Genomic DNA, 19,567 nt, shown 5'->3' on the forward strand with positions numbered 1-19,567 from the left:
CGAAGATCAAACTCCAAGAAAAAATTCCGACACCTGAAAGCTATCAGCGCCCTTCCCGGGCCGGCACTCAAGAACAGACGGTCAAGTGCACCCATGATAAAGTCGAGGCCCTGCTCTTACAGTCAAAGGGGCTTTTACATGGGCTGTCCCCAAGTCTGCTCAGGCGCCACCCTGCAATGCACCTTCGGCCTGGCGCCCGGCGTACTCAACGTGCTGCCGCAGAACCGTACCCTGGTGTCCGGTATGCCCGCGGCCAACCTCATGGACCATATCCCGCTGGTCAACATCATGCCGTTCGGCATGTGCCAGAGCCTGGCCAATCCCATGGTGGTCGCTGCTACGGCGGCGGCACTCGGAGTGCTGGTGCCGATGCCGTGCATTCCCGTGACCGTCGCCCCCTGGATACCCGGCGGTGCACCTACCATGCTGCTGGGGCCGATGCCCGCGCTGGATGCCAACAGCACGCTGATGTGCAACTGGGCCGGGGTGATCAAGATCCTCTTCCCGGGCCAGGTGCAGATGCTGATTCCCTGATCAGGCATCGGGCGGTTGCCGCCATTTCAACCACCAGGCTTTGCAACGCGCCATGGGTTTTCCCGAAGCCTCTAGCGGGCGTCCGTCCGCAGCATAGGATTGCGCACCTTCCTGAGGCTGGCCCTTGTCGTATTCAATCCGCGCCGCCAACTGGCCGTTGCCATGGAAGCGCTGGTAAAGCCCCTGCAGTTGCCCTTGCCGATAGTGTTCGCGTGAGGCCAGCGTGCCGTCGTCGAAGTAACTGAGCACCTGCCCGTGCAGCAAGCCGGCGCGGTACTGCGCCTCGCGGATCAAGGCACCTTGCGGGTTGTGGAACACTGCCTGGCCATCGAGCTTGTCCTTGAGAAAATTCAGGCGCGCCGAGGGCTGGCCGTTGGGGTGATAAATCACCATGGGGCCCTCCAGCGTTCCCTGGTTATAACTGAGCACCGCTTGTGGCCGGCCGCTCTCCGTCACTCGAGCCGGTCCTTCCAGCTGGCCGCCGATCAGGGTGGCATTGAGTAAGCTGTCGCCGCTGACGACCTCAACCTTGGTGGTTTTGTCCATGCCCCCTCCTCAGTTGACCTTGACCAGGCCGCCCTTGATGGTCAGCATCGCGCCACCATCCACGGTCTGCGAAGCACCACCCTTGTTCATCAGGCTGACCCCGGCGTCGTTGGTCAGTGTGGTGCCGGCCTTGTTTTCCAGGGTGGTCCCGGCTTTGTTGCTCAAGGCGGTACCGGCCTGGTTGCTCAGGGCCATACCGGCCTTGGCGCTGAGGTTGGCGTCGCTTTTCGCCGTGAAGTCACCGCCGCTTTGCAGCGTCAGAGTGCCGGTCACCTTGATGGTCAGGTTGCCGTCCACGGTCAGTTGGTAGTTGCCGCTCACCGTGTGGCTGTAGTTACCCGTGGTGGTGTGGGTCTGGTCGCCGCCGACCTTGAGTATGCGGTCACCCTTGACGTCGAGGGTGTCGCTGCCGGTCTGCAGGGTCACCGTGCGCTTGCCCTTCTCCAGGGTGACGGTTTCATCGCCTTCCTTGACCGTGCGCGTACGGGCGTTCTGCACCGTGAGGGTTTCGTCGTGGCCGACGGTGGCGGTGGTGTCGTTGAGCACATTGAACTTGAGGTCCTTCTGCGCCTGGAGGAAAACCTCCTCCGCGTCTTTCTTGTCCTCGAAGCGCAGCTCGTTGAAACCCTCGCCTCCCTTGGAGGACTGGGTCTTGATCCCGGACTGGGTCTGGTTTGCCGGCAACGCATAGGGCAGCGTGTTTTCGCCGTTGTAGATGCAGGCGGTGACCAGCGGACGGTCGGGATCTCCATCGATAAAGGTCACCACCACTTCCTGGCCGATGCGCGGAATGAACTGCATGCCGAAGCCCTTGCCGGTCCAACCCTGGGCGACGCGGACCCAGCACGAGCTGTTCTCGTTCTTTTCACCCTGGCGGTCCCAGGTGAACTGGACCTTTATCCGCCCGTACTCGTCGGTCCAGATGTCCTCGCCGTCTTTGCCCACCACCCTGGCTGTTTGAGTATGCATGGTCGGCTTCGGGGTCAGGCGCAGCGGGCGGTAGTTGACGCTCTTGGGAATCGCCTCGAAGCGATTGCGATAGTGTTCGTGGCTGGCCTCATGGCTCACCGAGATCAGCAACCACTCGATGTTTGCGCTGCTGTCGTCATGCCCGGTCAGGGTGAAGGTGTAGCCGGGCAGCAACCAGCGGCAATCGCTTTCACCGATCAGGCGCAACGCCTGGGTCCGCAGGGCGTCCATACGCTGTTTGCCCAGGGCATCGCCCCGCGCCTTGGCCGTATAGCCACCGGGGTGTTCATAGACAGAAAGCGGCCCCGACTCGGCCTCGGCCCGGCCGTACAGCGAAGTGGTGGGAGTGACGAACTGATAGTCGGTGGCACTGTAGACACCGGACACCGCCTGCTGGCTGATTTGCGCCGAGCGAATGCCCTGCAACTCCCGATTGCCGATCTGCTGGCCGAGGTAGGCGATGCTCGCGCCATTCGGGCAAGCGACAAAAGCGCTGTTGCTGTCCGCCAGTATCAGGGTATGCAGCCCTTCGGCGTGACTGAAGAACCAGAAGATGCCCTCCTCCTCCAGCAACCGGCAGACAAAGGCGAAATCGGTCTCGCCGTATTGGATGCAGTATTCGCGCGGCTCGTAGCTGCCGGAAAGCTTCAACTCGTAGTCGCTGAAACCATGGGCCTTGAAGATGCTGGTGACGATGTCGCTGGTGGCCAGGTTCTGGTACACCCGGTTGTTGCTGGCCAGGGTCAGCCACCAGAGCCAGGGGCGCAATTGCAGGCTGTAGCGCTCGGCGGTGGCATCGGCCGGTAACTGGCGAATTTGTGCGCAGAGCCCGTCCACGGGACGTTTCAGCGCATCGTTATGCAGAGTCAGGGTCACATGGGTAGCCACGGCGCTGGCCATGGTCACCGTCTCGGTACTGTAGCCGGTAACACTGAACTCCCCCAGCTGATTCAGGGACTCTTCGCCGCTCAGGGTTTCGGGAAACAACGGCGCCATGACCGCGCCGCTCAATGACAGCGTGGTGTTGGTATCAATGGGACGTGGCATGGTGTTCCTTGAAGATCATCTTTGACTACCTGTATTCATTCCAGCACCCATTGCGCCAACTGCCCTGCCACCTGCTCCATCAGCACATGCTCCACATCCCGCGCGCCCGCCGTGCTGCAACGGGCCAGCACGGCCTTGACGATGCCGTCGTCGTAGTCGAAACGCTTGCCGGTGGCCGTCAGGTAGCGCGCACGCAGTTTCTCCAGCTTGGCCAGGACAATCCCTTCCAGGGTCACCTCATCAAGGGCGCGGTACGGTACCACGGTCATGCGTGCCAGAAAGGCCGGGCGGAAGGCTTGCAACAACACAGTGTGCAGCTGCTGGTTGAAGGCTTCGCTGGTTTGTTGCCCGGCGACGCTATCGAGGATCAGTTCGGCGCCGACATTGCTGGTTGCCAGCATCACGGTGTTCTTGAAGTCGACCACCAGACCGCTGCCGTCCTCCATCAGGCCTTTGTCGAACACGTTGTAGAAGGCTTCAAGCACATCCGGATGGGCTTTTTCGATTTCATCCAGCAGGACCACGCTATAGGGCTTGCGTCGCACCGCTTCAGTCAGCACCCCGCCGCTGCCATAACCGACGTAGCCCGGCGGCGCGCCTTTGAGTTGGCTGACGGTGTGGGCTTCCTGGTATTCGGAGAGGTTGATACTGATCAGGTTGCGCTCACCACCGTACAGCGCATCGGCCAGGGCATAGGCGGTTTCGGTTTTGCCCACCCCCGTGGGGCCCAGCAGCAGGAAGACCCCGACCGGCTTTTGCGGATCGGTCAGCCCGGCGCGATAAGCTTGCAGTCGTTGGACGATGGCGCCAAGGGCCGGGCCCTGGCCCATCACCCGCTGGCCCAGACGTTCGGCCAGGGTGCGCAACGCATAGGCTTCGTCGGCGAGCACCTTGCCTTGCGGAATACCGGTCCAGGCGGCAATCACCGCCGCGACGACTTTCGAGTCGACCTGTTCCGGGACCAGTGGATCGTCCTCGCGAATCGCGTTCAGACCGCTTTCCAGGCGCACCAGTTCGCTCGCCAGTTGCTCGAGGCGATTGTCCAGTTCCTCATCATCGCGGTTCGGATCGACACGTTCGTTAAGCGCGAGCATTTCGCGACGGGCCCTGAGCAACTCGGTCACCGCTTCGCGCTCCTTGTGCCAGCGGGTTTCCAGTTCGACGATGGCCTGGCGGTCCTCCTGCTCCTGCAATTCGAGCGGCCGGATCCGCAGGTCATGATCATGCCCGATGGCCTGCTCGCGACGCAGACGTTGCAGTTCATCGAGGGTCGCCGCCTGGCGATGGCGCAGGCTTTCCAGGGCCGGCGGCACGTCATGCTGGGCCAGTGCCACGCGAGCACAGGCGGTATCGAGCACGCTGATGGCCTTGTCCGGCAGTTGTCGCCCGGAAATGTAGCGCTGGCTGAGTTTCACCGCATCCTGGATCGCCGCGTCGAGGACTTCGACGCCATGGTGCTGCTCCAGCTTGCCGGCCACGGCGCGCAGCATCTGCACGGCGGTCTGCTCGTCCGGCTCCTCGACCTGGACCAGTTGGAAGCGGCGTGCCAGTGCCGGGTCTTTCTCGAAGTATTTCTTGTATTCCAGCCAGGTGGTGGCGGCCAGGGTGCGCAACTCACCACGGGCCAACGCCGGCTTGAGCAGGTTGGCCGCATCGTTGTGCCCTTCGGCGGCGCCGGCGCCGATCAGCGTATGGGCTTCATCGATAAACAGGATGACCTTGCCGGCGGCATTACGGACGCCCTCGATCACCCCCTTGAGTCGTTGTTCGAATTCACCTTTGACCCCGGCCCCGGCTTGCAACTGTCCCAGGTCGAGTACCCGCAGGCTGACCGCCTGTAACGGTGGCGGTACGTCGCCCTGGGCAATACGCAGCGCCAGGCCCTCGACCACCGCGGTCTTGCCAACCCCGGGAGCGCCCACCAGGATCGGGTTGTTCTGCCGACGGCGCAGGAGGATATCGATACATTGGCGAATCTCCCCATCGCGACCGATGATGGGGTCGATACGTCCCTGGCGGGCATCTTCCGTGAGGTCCTGGGTGTATTGCTCCAGCAAGGAAGCATCCGCGCCACCCGCTCGCGGCGAGGCTTTTCCGGGGCGGGCCGGCACGCCAGATTCGCAGGAGGGCTCGGTCAAGACCATGAATTGGCTGCGCAACGGGTCGCGGGCGATGCCGAGCAATGAGGGAATGCTGCCTTGCAGCAGCGCCCGATACTCGTCACGGTCGAGCAGTGCCAGCAACAACAGCCCGGAGCGCACCCCCGTCGAACCGAACACACTGGCCTCGACCACCGCGTCCTCGATCAGCGCCAGCAACGGCTTGGACAGCGTCGGCGTGCGGGTATTGCCGGTCTTGAACAGTTCCAGGGCAAGGTTGATTTCGCCCGCCAGACGGTCGCGCTCCAATCCCAGCGCCGGCAGCAGGCAGGCCAGGTCACCGCCTTCGATGTCCAGCAACTCCAGTAACAGGTGTTCGATTTCGACAAAGTGCTGGTTACGCTGCCAACTGCGCTGAGCGGCCCGCTCCATCGCGTCGCGACACGGGTGGTTCAAGCGCGAGATCAGCACGGCGATTTCCATCTCAGGTATCACCCTCTTCGTTCAGGCGCAGGTCGATCCGGAAATCCCCCTGGCGGGGTTTGCGCAGCAGCCAGGTGCCTTGACCCAAGGCACTTGGCTGCTGGCTGCCAATCTTCGTTTCTTCGGCCTGGGTCACGTGTACGGACACGCTGCATTGCAGTTGCGCGCCGAAGTAGAACGCCACCAGCTCCGCCAACTGGCGATGGGAGTCCTCCTCGGGCATGAAACCCTTGGCGATTTCGGGTTCCAGCGGACCCAGGCGAATATGAATGCCTGCATGCTCGTCCCAAACCCGTGTCCCACACAACGCGTCACGCCCCAGGCTGAGATTGCGTCCCTTGCGGCCCAGTACGCTGCGGTCGCTGCTGGCAATCTGTCGCCAGGCACCCTGGTAACCTTGCAGTTGAACGGGCAGATTGAAGTAATGCTTGAGCAGGTTCTGGAACCCGGCCAGGGATCGCCGCCCATTGGCCAGCAGTGCGGCGCGGGCGACCAGGGCTCGTTCCGGCAGCACGCTCGTCTGCTCAGCCGAACTGGACGACAACCCGCACAAGGCGCGCAACTGCTGATACACCGGGCCGAGCGTTGGCTGGCGGTAAGGCAAAGCCACCCGCTGGCGCTGTTCTACCCGATACAGCAGGCTCAACAAACGATGCTGGAACAGATCGAGAAAGGCCACCGTGCCCTGATCCCGATTGCGCGCCCGTTGCTGCAACCACTCCTGATAGGCATAGGGCAACGGGCCGTCCGGGCCGCCGAGGCCGAACACCTGGGTGTGCAAGGTCAACCGGGATCCGGGCAGTTTCGCATTCTTGACTTGCCGCAAGCTGCTGATCTCGCTCGGCGCGAACTCCGGCAGCAGCGGCCCGCGCAAGCGCACCACTTCGCGCCCGGGGTCACTGCCGGTACCCAGCGAGTCGGCCTCTTGCTGCTCGCGCTCGAGAATCATCAGCGCTTGCAGCAACTCAAAACGCTGGGGAACCTGACGCAGGAGTGCGCTTAGAGAGCCAGGATCGGGTTGCTGCTCGGACTCCATAGCTTGATCTCCTTATCGCCCTCTACCAGCAGGGTGCGAACAAAACAGTTGGCATTGGCATACAGCGCAAAAAAGTGCGCGAGCACGCCGGAGAACAGCACTCGACTGCTGCCGGAAAACTTGCTCGGATCCAGCTCCAGACGCACCTCCAGGCCATTGCGCCAGCCGCGCCAGGCATCTTTGCCGACACGGCCGACAACCCGTTCGGTGTTCAGCGAAAGAATGCCATTGATCTGCAAACGCGCGGAGGGTTCGTCCCGCAGATTGTGCAGAATCAGCATCTCTCTGAGCGCCTCCAGCGCCTGGGGGCCTTCCGTCAGCGACAGGTGATTGAGGTTGAGTTGCGAGATCAGGCGCCAGCGTGAAGCGCCGTCCAGTTCGGGCATTGACTGCGGCGTGGGGCTCCTCAGCAAGTTGATGGTCGCCACCGGACCGCTACGTTCGAACTTCAAGCCGCTGCCGCTCAACAGGTTTTGCGCCATATGCCGATTGGTGCACCAGACCTGCGCGGTAAAGGTGTTGTCAGGCGACGCGGAGCCGGGCTGGAAATCGCTGTCCACCAGGCTCAGGATCATGTCGGTACCGGCCCGCGCAATGCCGGGTGCGTTGATCCGCCGGGCGTGCCAGAAGAGGCCGTCATAGGCTTGCCCGTGCTGGTAGCCATAGTACTGCGGCACGGTCTGGTAGCCGCTGGCCGTACCCGCCACCAGCTTGCGGATGCTGTGGACTTCGACACTGTTGTCACGGTGCGAGTCGGCCACCAGGCGATATTCGCTTTGCGTGCCATCCGGGCGCAAGGTTTCGGCCGTACGGGAAAACAGGTTGATGACGGGGGTGCAACCCAGGGCGATGTCCTCGCGTTGCAGGCTCATGCGACTGGCGGGGACACGGTCGAGGGCGATGTAGACCTCAAGCAGATCGGTGGCCTGCGGCGGCACCTTCAGCGCGAGATCGAAAAACGCGAATTTCTGCGCAAAGGCAAAATACTCCACCAGCAGATGCAGCCCGGGATGCACGCCGTCTTCTTCCGGTAGCAGTCGCTCGGTATCGCTATAACCAACCGGCAAAGGCAGGGCATTGACGGCCTGGCCGAGAGTGCCAGGCAGGCCACAGACAATATTCAGGCTATGGGCGGCCAACAGATCATAGAGTTGTGAAGAATTGCCAACCGGCCCCGCCAGGTGAATACGCAAGGTCTGGATCGGTAGTTCGGACCAGGGCTTTCCATTGTTGCATTTCAAAATCAGGCGCAGCGCCGCCTCGGCATTGTCGATGCCGGTGACCGACTGTGCGGCGCTGCCCTCCACCAGGCTGACGTCCTGAACCTCCAGGGGCCATAAAGTGACATCGGCGCAGGTGCGGAAATACAGGCTGTCGAGCTGTTCTTTCTCGGGCGCCTTGAACACCTGTGTGCCTCTGGGCAGGTGGTAACCGGCGGCCAGGCTGCCTTTGCTCGGATCCGGTCCGAACTGCACGATGGCGCAGGAAGGCATCGGCCTTAATACCAGCGGGTACATCTGTTCCAGCAAGGCGTCGCTGAATTCGGAGTAACCGTCGTCGAGCCGGCGTTGCAAACGCGCCGCGAGCAAGGCGAAGCTTTCGATCAGGCGTTCGACATGGGGGTCCTGGGAACCACTGGACGACAGCTTCAGGCTGCTGGCCAGGTTGGGATGATTAGCGACGAAATCGCTGCCGGCACGGTGCAGCCAGGTCAGCTCGCGCTGGTAGTAATCGAGCAGTCGGGCATCAATCGAGTCACTCATGCCTGACCCCGAAGCCGCTTTCACCCAGCTCCAGGACAAACGACATGTTCGGAGTCGATTCGAGACCCCGAACATGCCCGCTCACCCGTACCGTCATGCGTGTACGTTGCCCCGGCAGCGCCTGCACGTCGACATCATCCAGCGCCAGGCGTGGCTCGAAACGGGTAATCGCACCGCGGATATCGCGGATCAATACGCGATGATCCTCTTCGCGGTCGGCATACAGGGTGCTCCAGTCGCTCATCCCGTAGTCGATGATGGTCGGGGCGAACCCATGTACCCGCTCGCTGCGCCGGGTGTTGAGCAGGCGCTCCAGCTCGAGGCGAATGGACTCGACGATCCGCAACGGATCACGGGCATCGAAGTAGCCCTCCGTGTCCCCCGCCAGGAGGTCGAACAGCGCAACACGCATGAAAATCTCCAGCCGGATGAAAACAGGCGATCAACCCTTGATGAGTTTGTTCGCCGCCAGGTCCCAGGTAGAGGCCGCGGTGCCTTCCTTGGTGCCGTCGTCTTTCTGGGCCGTCAGTTCCCACTTGATCTTGGTGAAGTTCAGCGACAGGGTTTCCACCGGCTTGCCACCGGCACCGCCGCTGACACTGACGTTGGAGACCACCACGTTGCTCAGGGTGTAGATGATGAATGGCATCAGTTGGCCGCTGCTCTCGGCGGCGTTGCGGCCGACGGTGACCTTGACCTCGGCGATCGGCTTGCCGCTGCAGCAATACTCGTTGATGCTCGGGGTGGCGGAGTCGATGAACTTGGTCAGGGTGAACTCACCGATATGTGGCTTGCCGGAAGTACGTTCCGAGTTGCTGACGTCGTTGGTGACTTGCATGGCCACGTTGTGGCTGTAGGACATGACTTCGATCTTGTCGGCGTAGCCTTCCAGCAGGGAGTCGCCTTTGATCGTGGTGCCCAGGTCGAGAATAATTGCATCCATGGGGTGTTGTTCCTTGCACGACTAGCAGAAATGGAGGGCCCGCCGGGTCACGGCGGGCGGGATGAGCGGGATCAGGCGGCGGCAGGTGCCGGCAACGCGGCAACCAGGCGAATCGAAGCCGTCAACTCTTCCAGCTGGAAGTGCGGCCGCAGGAACACCGTGGCGGTGTAGCTGCCGGGACGTCCAGGCACATCGCTGACATCGACCCGGGCTTCACGCAGTGGGTACTGCGCCTTGATTTCCTGGGGCGCGTTGTCGTTGATCAGCACGTAGTCGGCGATCCAGTTGTTGAGGTAGGTCTGCACATTGTCGCGCGTCGCGAAGCTGCCGACCTTGTCGCGCAAGATCACCTTCAGGTAATGGGCAAAGCGCGAAGCCGCCAGGATGTACGGCAGCATGCCGGAGATCCGTGCGTTCGCATTGGCCTCGAAGGTGTTGTAGAGCTGCGGCTTGTTGGTGGTCTGGCCACCGAAGAACACCGCGACATTGCTGTTCTTGCGATGGCACAAGGCGATGAAGCCCAGCGAGTCGAGTTCCTTTTCACGACGATCGGTGATCGCCACTTCGGTCGGGCACTTGATCGCCAGGTCGCCGACCTGGGTATTGAACTGGTAGACCGGCAAATCGCTGACCGTACCACCGCCTTCCGTTCCGCGAATCGCGGCACACCAGCGGTAATGGGCAAAGGCGTCGGTGATACGCTGGGTCAACAGCCAGGCGGCGTTGCCCCAAAGGAATTTCTGCGAATCGGGCTCGACCATCTTTTGCGCATCGACATCGGCGCTCTGAGGCGGGATACCGGCGGCTTTGGCTGCCGCAACGGCGGCAATGGCTGCCGCTGCCGCCGTCGCGCCGCTGGTGGTGTTGACATCCTCGACAAAGGTCGACATGCCCGGCACCGGATTGTTCAGCGGATCGTACGGCAGGCGTGACAGGTAGTGCGGCAGGACCATGGCGACATAGCGCGAGTCCTCGGTCTTGCGAAACGCGTTCCACTCGATCAGTGCGCCACTTTCGAAGACCTTGCTCAGGTCACGGGGCACGCCCAGGTCGGCGAAGGACTTGAGGTCGAACAGGGCCGGACTGGCCGCCGTGATCAGCGGTGCATGGGCTGCCGCCGCAACGCCCGACAGGTTGGTGAGCATCTTCACGTCGACACTGTTGCGACCAAATTCGTAGTCGCCCATCAAGAGGCTGAACGGGCTGCCACCGAGGGTGCCGTACTCTTCCTCGTAGACCTTCTTGAACAGCACGCTCTGGTCGAAATCGATGGCTTTTTCCAGGTCTTGCTGCAGCTCGCCCTTGGTGACGTTGAACAAGCGCAACTTCAAGGACTCGCTCGTTTCGGTGTTCATCACCAATTGGTGCAGGCCACGCCAGGAAGCTTCCAGGGCCTGGAACGAGGGGTCATGCAGCACCAGGTTGAGCTGTGCGTTGATCAGCGTGTCGAGGTCGGCGATCCGCTGGCTGATGGTGGTCAGCATGTTGCCGTTGGCCTGGACGTTTTTCTCGCCCACTTCGTCGGCGAAAACGCTGAGCATTTGCTGGGCGTATTTCTTCTGGACGCCATCCTGGGCCCCCAGGATCATCGCCTGGACGATGCTTTCGAGCAGTGGGGTTTGTGCGCTCTGGTCAGCTGCGGCTGCGGGTGCGTCCGCTGCTGGCGTAGATGCGGGCGTCAAAGCTGGGTCATTAGGCATCGCGATTCCTCCATGATGGGGAGCTGATCAACTAGGGTTTGGCAGGATCGACAACAGGCGCTGGGGGATCTACAGGCTTGTTGGGGTCCACAGGATCGACGGGCGCCACTGCGGGATCGGTCTTGACCGGATCCACGATCGCCGCCGGGTCAGCCTTGACCGGATCAGCCGGCACCGCCGGGTCCGCTACTGGCGCCGCGAGGGCCTTTTGCAGGTCGTCCTTGAAGGCCAGAACCGCTGCGTCATCGTGCAACCGGGCAATCAGGCTCTGGTCCAGATCATCGTTGCCATCGAGCTTGATCAACAGGTCCTGCAGCTTCTGACGTTTGTTGTAGAGATCCTTCAGCCCGTCAATCTGGGAAACGATATTTTCCGGGCTGAAATCCTCGATCGTCTTGAACGACAACGAGGCCCACAGGCCATCTTTTGACGTATCAATCAGGTTGGCTACCTTGAACTTCTGCTGCGGGTTGATGCGGCTCAGCACCGTATCGAAGCTGTCGCGGTCGATATCGACAAAACCGCGCAAAGACAGGGGGTCGGGCTTGTTCGGTTGATTGTTGCCCGAGAGGTCGGACAGGATGCCCACCACCAACGGCAGCTCTTGTTTGGTGGTGGCATTGCCGATTTCGACGTCATACGTGATTTGTACACGCGGCGGGCGATTACGACCCAAATACTTCTGCTTGCTTTCCTGATCAGCGGCCATGCCCTTCTCCTTCTGGCGCGCCTACCGAACGGCAACGCGCTCCTGGTGGTATAAACCTTTCCGACAGCTTGAGTGCGAATTTTCTGTAGGAAAATCGGCTGTGCAAAACCTTAGAAGAGGTCTATAAGACAAGCAAGGAATATCTGGCAAAATCTACTTTTGAATCCTATGAAGCGAATTAAGTTCCTCGGTACCCGCTGCGCGCTAGCTATTTTCATGATATTTCAGATAAGTGGTTGCAGCTTGTTTGCGCCCAAGGTCTCGCTGCAAAAAGTCATCATAGACGTCGAACCCTTGGCCAACAGCAATACGCCGCTGGCCCTGGATTTTGTCGCCGTTGCCGACCCGCAATTGCTCGAGCGCCTCAAGGGCACCCCGGCTGATCAGTGGTTCGCCCAGCGCGAGCAGTTTCGTCGCGATTTCCCCCTGGGCTTGAACGTGTGGAGCCTGGAGGTGGTTCCGGGGCAACTGGTGAAGTACGCGAGCAATCCTCTGCAAGGTGAAAAGGCCGAAGGTGTTTTGTTGTTCGCCGGCTACAGCACATCGGGCGCGCACCGGTTGCTGCTCGACAAACAACCTGATATCTGGCTCAAGGTGGGTGCCCGCGAGATGCGCCTGCTCGATGCCCAAGGTCAGTAAAACCCGTATTCCAGGAAGGCTTAGGAGTAAAGGATGCGCGCTATACCGGATGTAATCCCGGATGCGATCTGTTGGAGCGAAGGCATGCAACTGCTTCCACAGCATTTCCAGTTGCAGAACCTGCGAGCCGAAGGCCTGAGCGCCCGTCTCGCCGCCAATGCCCGGCCCTGGTATTGGGGCGTGCAGAACCTCGAGCAACAGATCTCGGACAGCGGCGAAATCACCCTCAAGGCCCTGGATGCGGTGATGCCTGACGGCCTGGTGGTCAATCTTGACCCGGTCAAGGACAAGGACTGCTACCCCCTCCAACTCAAGCTCAAGCCCGAAGATTTCGGCGATCAGACCACCCTGATGATCTACCTGGCGGTGGACCCGTTGTGGCGCGCAGGCGTACTCGGAATCAGTGGACGCCTGCGTTCACTGAACGTCGACGCCTTGGACTTGAGCGACAGCAAAAATCCGAGATCCGAAACCGTGAGCGCCTGGCGACCGATCCTGAATCTGGTGACCAGCAACCAGCGCTCCGACTACGTGTGCCTGCCGCTGTTCAGGATCAGCTACTCCAGCAGCGTCTTCAGTCAACTGGACTATGTGCCACCCTGCCCCATCCTCGAATCGGATTCGCTGCTCGGCAAACGGATCGGCGCGGTGTGTGCGACGGCCCGTGATAAATGTGAATTTCTCAGTGGGCGTTGGCGCCAGGCGCAAGAGTCCGGCAAGCTCCCGGAAAGCATCGAGTTGCGCGCCCAGTTGGTTGCCATCTGGTCTCGCCTGCCGGAATTGCAGGCGATGCTGGAGACCGATATCGCTTCACCGGCCGACCTGTATCTGCAACTGAACGGGTTTGCCGGGGCGCTGTACGGCCTTCAACCGGGGTCGGTGGTGCCGGCCTTTGGTCCATTGAAATTCGACGACCTGCTTGCCGGATTCGACCCGTTGCTGGGCTGGATCGAAACGCAATTGGGGAATATCCGCGCCAGTTACACCCGACGCAGCTTCGAGCACAAGGGCAAATATTTCGCCATCAATCTGAAGGACCAGCAGACGTCGATCCAGGAACTGGTGATCGGCCTGCGCATGCCTGCTGGCGCGAGCCCACAGGCTGCGGCGGACTGGTTGGAGAACGCGTTCAGGGCTTCACAGCCGCAATTGCCGGCCCTGGTCAAGCAGCGTTCCCAAGGCCTGGCATACAGCGCGCTGGGACGCACCGAACAAGCGGCCTATGTCGTCGCCGAGGACATCCGCCTGTTCAAATTGCAGGCCAGCGGCGGTTGTTTCGATCCCCAGGCCTACCTGTGCCTGTACATGCCGCCGGGTAGCGAATGGCGCGATCCTATTGAGATACTGATGTTCGACGCCACCCGGGACTGAACTTGATCAGGGATTGATGAGCAATGTTGGATAATGACTCACTACCGGCGTTCGACACATTCGAGGCGGCGCCGCTGAGCAGCGCTTTCAACCGGGCCTGGAATGAATGGCTGGTGTTCTGGCAGGCCCTGCCGCACACCACCGAGGCCTCGGTGCAGGTCACGCAAGTGGCCGGTCAAGTCAGTCAGATCGCCAGGCGGTTATGGCGCAGTACCTTCGCAGCCGTCGGTGATGCCCAGGGCCAGCAAGCCAAGGCAACGCTCTTCGCCTTCATCGGCCTGGTCGATGAACACCTCCTGTTCGAGGACTGGCCTGGGCAACCCGCCTGGCAGGATCGCCCCATGGAGGCCCGCCTGTTCGGCAGTCGTTCGGCCGGCGACCGGATTCCAGTCGCCATCAAGAAGCTCCTGGAAACCCGTGATCCGGCCCTGCGCGACCTGGGCAGCGTCTATCTCTGCTGTCTGATCCTCGGTTTCCAGGGGCGACTGCGCAATGGCAGCGGCCCGGCCCTGCACGAAAAATGGCGGCGCAGCCTGTTTATGTTCACCCATCAGCGCGGTGCCAGTGACAACGATATCGCCGCGCAACTGCAGCGTCCGAGCGCCATCGCCCCCCAACAGCTACCGGTGCGCCGCAGCCTGCCCGATGGCTACCGGCTGAGCTTGGCACTGGGGCTGGGATTGCTGTTGTTACTCGGCATCAGCCAGTTGTTCTGGTGGAATATTCAATACCGGGTGCAGCCCGGCATTGAGCAGGATCTTCAAGCACAGGCCACGGAGCTCAAGCGCTGATGGCTTACCTGGGTGAAATTCTCGCCGCTCTGCTCTTGCTGGTGTTGCTGGCAGCCTTGTTGTGGAAGTACTCCGCGCGACTGAACGGTGCCAATCGCAGCTTCTATGCCGCAGTGAACGAGTGGGAAGAGGCGCTGGGTGTACAGACCCGCTATGACACGCCGTGGTTGCTGATGCTCGGCGATGCGCCGCAGATCGAGGCACTGCTCACCGGCTGGGGGCTGACCAGCGTGGCACAACCGGCCTGGTTCGGACGCTGGTGGTACGGCCCCGACGGTGCGGTGCTGGTGGTGCCCGCAGCCCTGTTCAGCCATGGCGAGCGTGCCAGCGTGCAGCTCAAGCTCTGGCGCCAGCTCCTGGAACTGCTGGTCCAGGCCAGGGCCAACCGCCCGGCGGACGGTATCATCTGGCTGTGCGACCTGGAGCAACTGACACCCGATCAGGACACCGCCGCAGCCGGCCTCGCGGCGCGGCGCAAGTTCGTCGATGTGCAACAACGCCTCGGCCTGAGCCTGCCGGTCTACATGCTGCTCAGTGGTTTCGACAGCCTGCCCGGTAGCAGCGAGCTGCTGGAGGTGTTGCCGGTGGCGGCGAAGGGCGCGCCTCTGGGCTGGACCTCGCCCTACACGACACAAACCCCTTGGCACCCGGACTGGATCAACCAGGGCCTGGGCCAACTCGAACAGGCCATGGCCGACCTGCTGGTGGAAATCGGCACGCTGCGTGGCCAGGTCGGCGCCGAGCTGTACCTGCTGCCCCGGCAACTGCAAGCGCTGCATGATCCCCTGCGTTCCTTGTGCGACCCGGTTTTCCAAGCGAACGCCATGGGCGAAGCGCCGCGTTTGCGTGGCTTGTATTTCAGCGCCCAGGCCAGCCGCGCCGCGCCGGCAGCCGACGCCGACCCGTTTGCCGAAGGACCGACACCGATCCCGGCCCCCCCGCTGTTCACCCCGCGGCTGTGGCGCCAGCGCATCATCGCCGAACAGGGGCTGGCCCAGCCGGTCGCACGCATCCTGCAAGTACGCCAGCGCTCGCAACAACTGGTGGCGGTCGCCGTGGGGGTGATCGGCCTGTTCTGGGTGATCGGCATGCTCTGGGCCTGGCATGGCCGTAGCGATGCCGCGACGCAATTGAGTGCTCTGCTGCACGAGGATCAGTTGCACAACCCCGTGACCGATGACGACGCCGCCAGGCGCGAGCGTATCGCCAGTTTCTGGCAACTGCTCCAGGCCTCGCCGCGTTGGCATATGGGCACCTCGATTTTGCCAGGCTCCTGGTTTTCCGCACTCGACCAACAACTGGCGCAGGAACTGCGCAGCCGGGCCCGGGTGCAATTGTTCACCCCGCTCAAAGGCAGACTGCAGGATGAACTCAATAACCTGATCGCGCCCCGCACGGTGGCCCGTCCGCGAGCCGGCAGCAGCAACAATGAAGAGGCCTATCGCCAAGCCATGCAGGTGCTCGACCAGGCCCTGGCGGTGGAGAGTCACAACAAGCGTTTCGCCCAGAGCGTGCAAGGTGACCAGCGCCCGCTGGATGACGCCATCGCCCTGGCCAACGATTTGCTTGGGCTCAACTTCCAGACCAAGGGCCTGCCGCTGGGCGACGATTACAACCACCTGCTGGCCACGGCCGAGGTGCCACTGGCCAGTCCCTTGCAGTTGGACCCGGTGAAGCCACAGATAGCCACGCGCTACGTCGATAGCATGCGCTTGTGGCTCGACAGCCTGTTCGCCAGCTCCGACTTCACCACCACCGCCGCGGCCCTGAACAGCCAATTGCAGGCGTTACAGGGTGGCCAGCGCAACAGTCTCGCCGAGCTTGAAGAGCTGGACGCGTCCATCGTCCAACTGCGCCAGTTGCTGGCCCTGACCAATGCAGCCTGGAGCCAGGGCAATGGTGCGCAGTTGGCACCTGGCTATCAGGAGAGTCTTGAAAAGGCCCGGCAAAGCGCACTGATCGGGGTGGCCGCGGTCGACAAGGTGGAGAGTTATGCCGCGAGTTCCAAAGGGAACTTCCACGACCGCTGGTTGGCGAAAGGTGACGAGGACCAGGCTATCTTGCGCCAACAGAGCAGCGGCGGCCTGGAGCTGCAAACCAATGTCGACAAGCTCGGGCAGGTGGTCTCGGCGCTCCTGCACCAGGACTTCAGCCAGATGGCCCTGAACCAGGACGACGCCCCCCCGTTGAATGGCCAGGGGCTGCGCGAGCTCGACGGTGGCAAGTTGGACGCGGCGCTGCATTATCACGACAGCTACCAGCTGTGGCTGCAACAGAACGTCGCGGAACTGCCCTCGCCTTACCGCAAGGCGCTGATCGCGGCTGCCCGCTCGGCGACCTCCATCGCCATGTGGCAAAGCCTGAACAGTGTTTCCAGCCTGGGTACCGGCAAACCTGCGGAAGCCGATCGCGGTACCACCTTCAACCTGCCCGCCGACAAGGCTTTGCAGGTGCTGCAAGTGTTCAGCGACATCAGTGACACGCGCCAGACCGAGGCGCTGCGCCAAGAGCTGAATACCCGGGCACTGAATGACCTGCATCGCTCCATGGACGAGATCGATGCCTTGCCGCTGTTTCGCCAACCCATCGACTTCAGCCAATGGGACGGTACCCGCAACCTGTCGCTGCGGGCCTTCCGGGAAAATGATCCGCAGGCCTTGAAACAGGACTTGAACCGCCAGTTCACCCTGATCGGCGATTCGTTGAGCACCGCGCGTCCGGCCATCGAATGGCTCGACCAACAGCGTGATCGACTCTCGCCCAGTGATGATGGGATCCTCGACAGCTTTGTCGACATGAATGCCGAGCTCAAGAAGTACAGCGACCAGAATCCGGCCAGCTCGCCGCTGCAGTACCAACAGATGGTCCTGCGCGACTTCAATGACATGGACCTGGGCAACTGCGCCAAGACCCTGTCCGATTCGGTCTTGCCGATGGGCCGTGGCAATATTGCCCAGCTTGCCCGCAGCGCTCATGACCGGGCACGTCAACGTTGCGACAGCTTGCAGAATTACACGGCGGCGGTGGCCTGGAAGCGTCTGGACGACTACTTCAGGACTTACCTGGCCGGGCGTTTTCCCTTCAGTGACGACAGCACACCGGTCGATGCCAATCCCGACCGGGTTCGCGAATTCCTCGACCTGATCGACAAGAACCTGCCCAGCGCGTTCAGCGGCCTGGAGAACAACCATTCGGCGAAGTCGTCCGCGGCGGCCGAGTTCCTGTTCAACCTGCAAAACGCCCGGGCCTGGCTCGGCCCATTGCTGCTGCGTGACAAGGATGGCGTAAGGGGCCTGGATCTGGAGATACGCTGGCGCACCGATCGCGACGAAGAACGTGGCGCCGATCAGGTCATCGACTGGAACCTGAGCACCGGTGCGCGGGTCGTCAGTTATCCGGCCGAAAACCTCAGCCACGCCAATTGGACCGTCGGTGAGCCGGTGCGCCTGGCCCTGCGCTGGGCCAAGGGCAGCAACCAACGGCCCCAGGACGCTCCGGCACAATCGGCGCTGGCCGTGGCCGATCTGCAGGCCAGTTGGTCGTACGAGGGGGCCTGGGCCCTGTTGCGCTTTATCCACGCCCACCAGGCCGGCAATCACTTCACGACCCAGGATGAGGGTGACCGGCCGCTGGCCCTGCAACTGCCGTTGCGCTCGCCACTGCCGGGGAATGCCGATGCGCTGATGTTCCTGCGCCTGTCGCTCAAGGCGGTCGGTGGCAAGCAGCCGCTGATCCTGAGTACCCTGCCGACGCGCGTGCCGGCCTCGCCCTACGGGTCGGTCTTCCCGCTGCCAGTGGCCAGTACCGAGATTCAACCATGAGTAACGATGTGCCCTCCCTCGATCAACTGCGTCTGCGTTTGGCGGGCCTTATCGAGCCTTTGCACGGTCCTGACCCGGCCGGCATCAGCCTGCGCTCGGCACCGGAGATCGACGTATTGCGTGAGGCCCGGCGCGAGGACGATGCCAGCTTGCCCACCGGTGTCTGGCAGGCCGACCTTAAACGCGCGGACTGGTCCACGGTGGAAAATCTCGCCAGTGAGCTGCTGAGCAAAAGCAGCAAGGACCTGTTGGTGGCCACCTGGCTGGGAGAAGCCTGGCTGCAGCGCTATCAATTACCCGGCTTGTGTGTGGCGCTGGAACTGGTGGACGGGCTGTGTGAGCGTTATGGGCTGGCACTTTATCCCCGGGGTGACGACGCCAGTTGGCTGGCATCGCCCTTGGGTTTGCTGGTTCGTCAGTACAGCCTGTTGCTGAATATCCGCCTGCCCTTGCTGGGTGCTGCGGCGCGCGGGTTCGAAAGCCTGACACTGGAACAGTGGACACGGGCGCAGAAACAGCTGCTGAACAAAAGCGAGGAACGTAAGGCCAAGGCCTTGGCGCAGGAGTCCCAGGACTTGCTGCGTGATTGGCGCGAGGCGGTGCTGCGGGTTCCCGTCAGTGAGCTCGATGCACGCTTACAGTTGCTCAATGCCTGCTCGCAGAGCGTTGAGCGCCTGAACGACTGGGGCAACCGCCAACTGGGCGACGAAGCCCCGAGCTTTGCGGCCTTGCAAAATATCCTCGATCTACACGTCCAAGCTTTGCGGGAGTTTATCGCCATGCACCCGGAACCGTTGCCGGTGTTCGTACCGGACATCCTGCCTGCCGAACCGGCCACGACCGAGGAGCCGGTCCTCACAACGGCGGCTTTGCCGCTGTCGGCACCGGAGTCACGCCAGGCCGCCTATCGGCAGTTGAAGGTTATTTCCGATTATTTGAAGCGGGTCGAGCCCCACAGTCCGGTGCCCTACCTGATCAACCGTGCGGTCGATTGGGGGAATATGGAGTTGCCGGAATTGCTTGGCGAGTTGATCAAGGCCGACCCCGATATCCAGCGAATCTGGAGACTGCTCGGGGTCTTGCCTTAAGCACCAATGGTCTGGTCTTGCGCGGTCA

General features: G+C 62.1%; 15 protein-coding genes. 6 read left to right on the forward strand and 9 right to left on the reverse strand.

Translation table 11 applies throughout. The features are described from left to right. Positions 1-138: 138 nt before the first annotated feature. The gene (locus tag HX866_RS08785; protein ID WP_100943185.1) at positions 139-534 is read left to right on the forward strand and encodes a DUF4280 domain-containing protein; all 396 of its coding nucleotides are present in this window, start codon (positions 139-141) and stop codon (positions 532-534) included. Here HX866_RS08785 and HX866_RS08790 read toward each other — a convergent pair whose 3' ends face one another. From HX866_RS08790 to tssB, 9 genes are all read right to left on the reverse strand, one after another. Beyond that, a complete protein-coding gene (locus tag HX866_RS08790) occupies positions 535-1,080 on the reverse strand; it encodes a toxin-antitoxin system YwqK family antitoxin (protein WP_177097937.1) in 546 nt (181 codons plus the stop codon). 9 nt (positions 1,081-1,089) lie between these two features. Further along, complete coding sequence (tssI, locus tag HX866_RS08795) at positions 1,090-3,096, reverse strand: type VI secretion system Vgr family protein (RefSeq protein ID WP_177139055.1); 2,007 nt, start codon at positions 3,094-3,096, stop codon at positions 1,090-1,092. 35 nt (positions 3,097-3,131) lie between these two features. Beyond that, a complete protein-coding gene (gene tssH, locus HX866_RS08800; protein ID WP_177139065.1) occupies positions 3,132-5,678 on the reverse strand; it encodes a type VI secretion system ATPase TssH in 2,547 nt (848 codons plus the stop codon). Position 5,679: 1 nt separating this feature from the next. Then, complete coding sequence (tssG, locus tag HX866_RS08805) at positions 5,680-6,714, reverse strand: type VI secretion system baseplate subunit TssG (protein ID WP_177097940.1); 1,035 nt, start codon at positions 6,712-6,714, stop codon at positions 5,680-5,682. Next, entirely contained in the window at positions 6,678-8,477 is a 1,800-nt protein-coding gene (gene tssF, locus HX866_RS08810; RefSeq protein ID WP_177139075.1) for a type VI secretion system baseplate subunit TssF, read from the reverse strand. The genes tssG and tssF overlap by 37 nt, the downstream gene beginning before the upstream one ends. Then, positions 8,470-8,889, reverse strand: a complete 420-nt coding sequence (tssE, locus tag HX866_RS08815; protein ID WP_177097942.1) for a type VI secretion system baseplate subunit TssE — start codon at positions 8,887-8,889, stop codon at positions 8,470-8,472. The genes tssF and tssE overlap by 8 nt, the downstream gene beginning before the upstream one ends. A 30-nt stretch (positions 8,890-8,919) precedes the next feature. Next, on the reverse strand, positions 8,920-9,420 hold the full coding sequence (locus HX866_RS08820) for an Hcp family type VI secretion system effector (protein ID WP_177097943.1): 501 nt from the start codon (positions 9,418-9,420) through the stop codon (positions 8,920-8,922). A 71-nt stretch (positions 9,421-9,491) separates the two neighbouring features. Next, on the reverse strand, positions 9,492-11,120 hold the full coding sequence (tssC, locus tag HX866_RS08825; protein WP_177097944.1) for a type VI secretion system contractile sheath large subunit: 1,629 nt from the start codon (positions 11,118-11,120) through the stop codon (positions 9,492-9,494). 31 nt (positions 11,121-11,151) lie between these two features. Then, complete coding sequence (tssB, locus tag HX866_RS08830) at positions 11,152-11,829, reverse strand: type VI secretion system contractile sheath small subunit (RefSeq protein WP_177139083.1); 678 nt, start codon at positions 11,827-11,829, stop codon at positions 11,152-11,154. Positions 11,830-12,045: 216 nt separating this feature from the next. On the opposite strand from tssB, the gene HX866_RS08835 reads away from it, so the two are divergent. From HX866_RS08835 to tssA, 5 genes are read left to right on the forward strand one after another with little or no spacing between them, the layout of a single operon-like run. Beyond that, on the forward strand, positions 12,046-12,468 hold the full coding sequence (locus tag HX866_RS08835; protein WP_256344858.1) for a type VI secretion protein: 423 nt from the start codon (positions 12,046-12,048) through the stop codon (positions 12,466-12,468). A 33-nt stretch (positions 12,469-12,501) separates the two neighbouring features. After that, entirely contained in the window at positions 12,502-13,839 is a 1,338-nt protein-coding gene (gene tssK / locus HX866_RS08840) for a type VI secretion system baseplate subunit TssK (RefSeq protein WP_305729471.1), read from the forward strand. 23 nt (positions 13,840-13,862) lie between these two features. Then, positions 13,863-14,630 (forward strand): DotU/TssL family secretion system protein, encoded by a 768-nt coding sequence (locus tag HX866_RS08845; RefSeq protein ID WP_177097947.1) that lies wholly within the window; start codon positions 13,863-13,865, stop codon positions 14,628-14,630. Further along, complete coding sequence (locus HX866_RS08850) at positions 14,630-18,451, forward strand: type VI secretion system protein (RefSeq protein WP_177139087.1); 3,822 nt, start codon at positions 14,630-14,632, stop codon at positions 18,449-18,451. Before HX866_RS08845 ends, HX866_RS08850 begins: the two co-directional genes overlap by 1 nt. After that, positions 18,448-19,539 carry a type VI secretion system protein TssA gene (gene tssA, locus HX866_RS08855; RefSeq protein WP_177139095.1) on the forward strand — a complete coding sequence of 364 codons (1,092 nt, stop codon included), beginning with the start codon at positions 18,448-18,450 and terminating at the stop codon, positions 19,537-19,539. Before HX866_RS08850 ends, tssA begins: the two co-directional genes overlap by 4 nt. Positions 19,540-19,567 lie beyond the last annotated feature (28 nt).

It is taken from the genome of Pseudomonas gingeri (assembly GCF_013386165.1).
Taxonomy (GTDB): domain Bacteria; phylum Pseudomonadota; class Gammaproteobacteria; order Pseudomonadales; family Pseudomonadaceae; genus Aquipseudomonas; species Aquipseudomonas gingeri_C.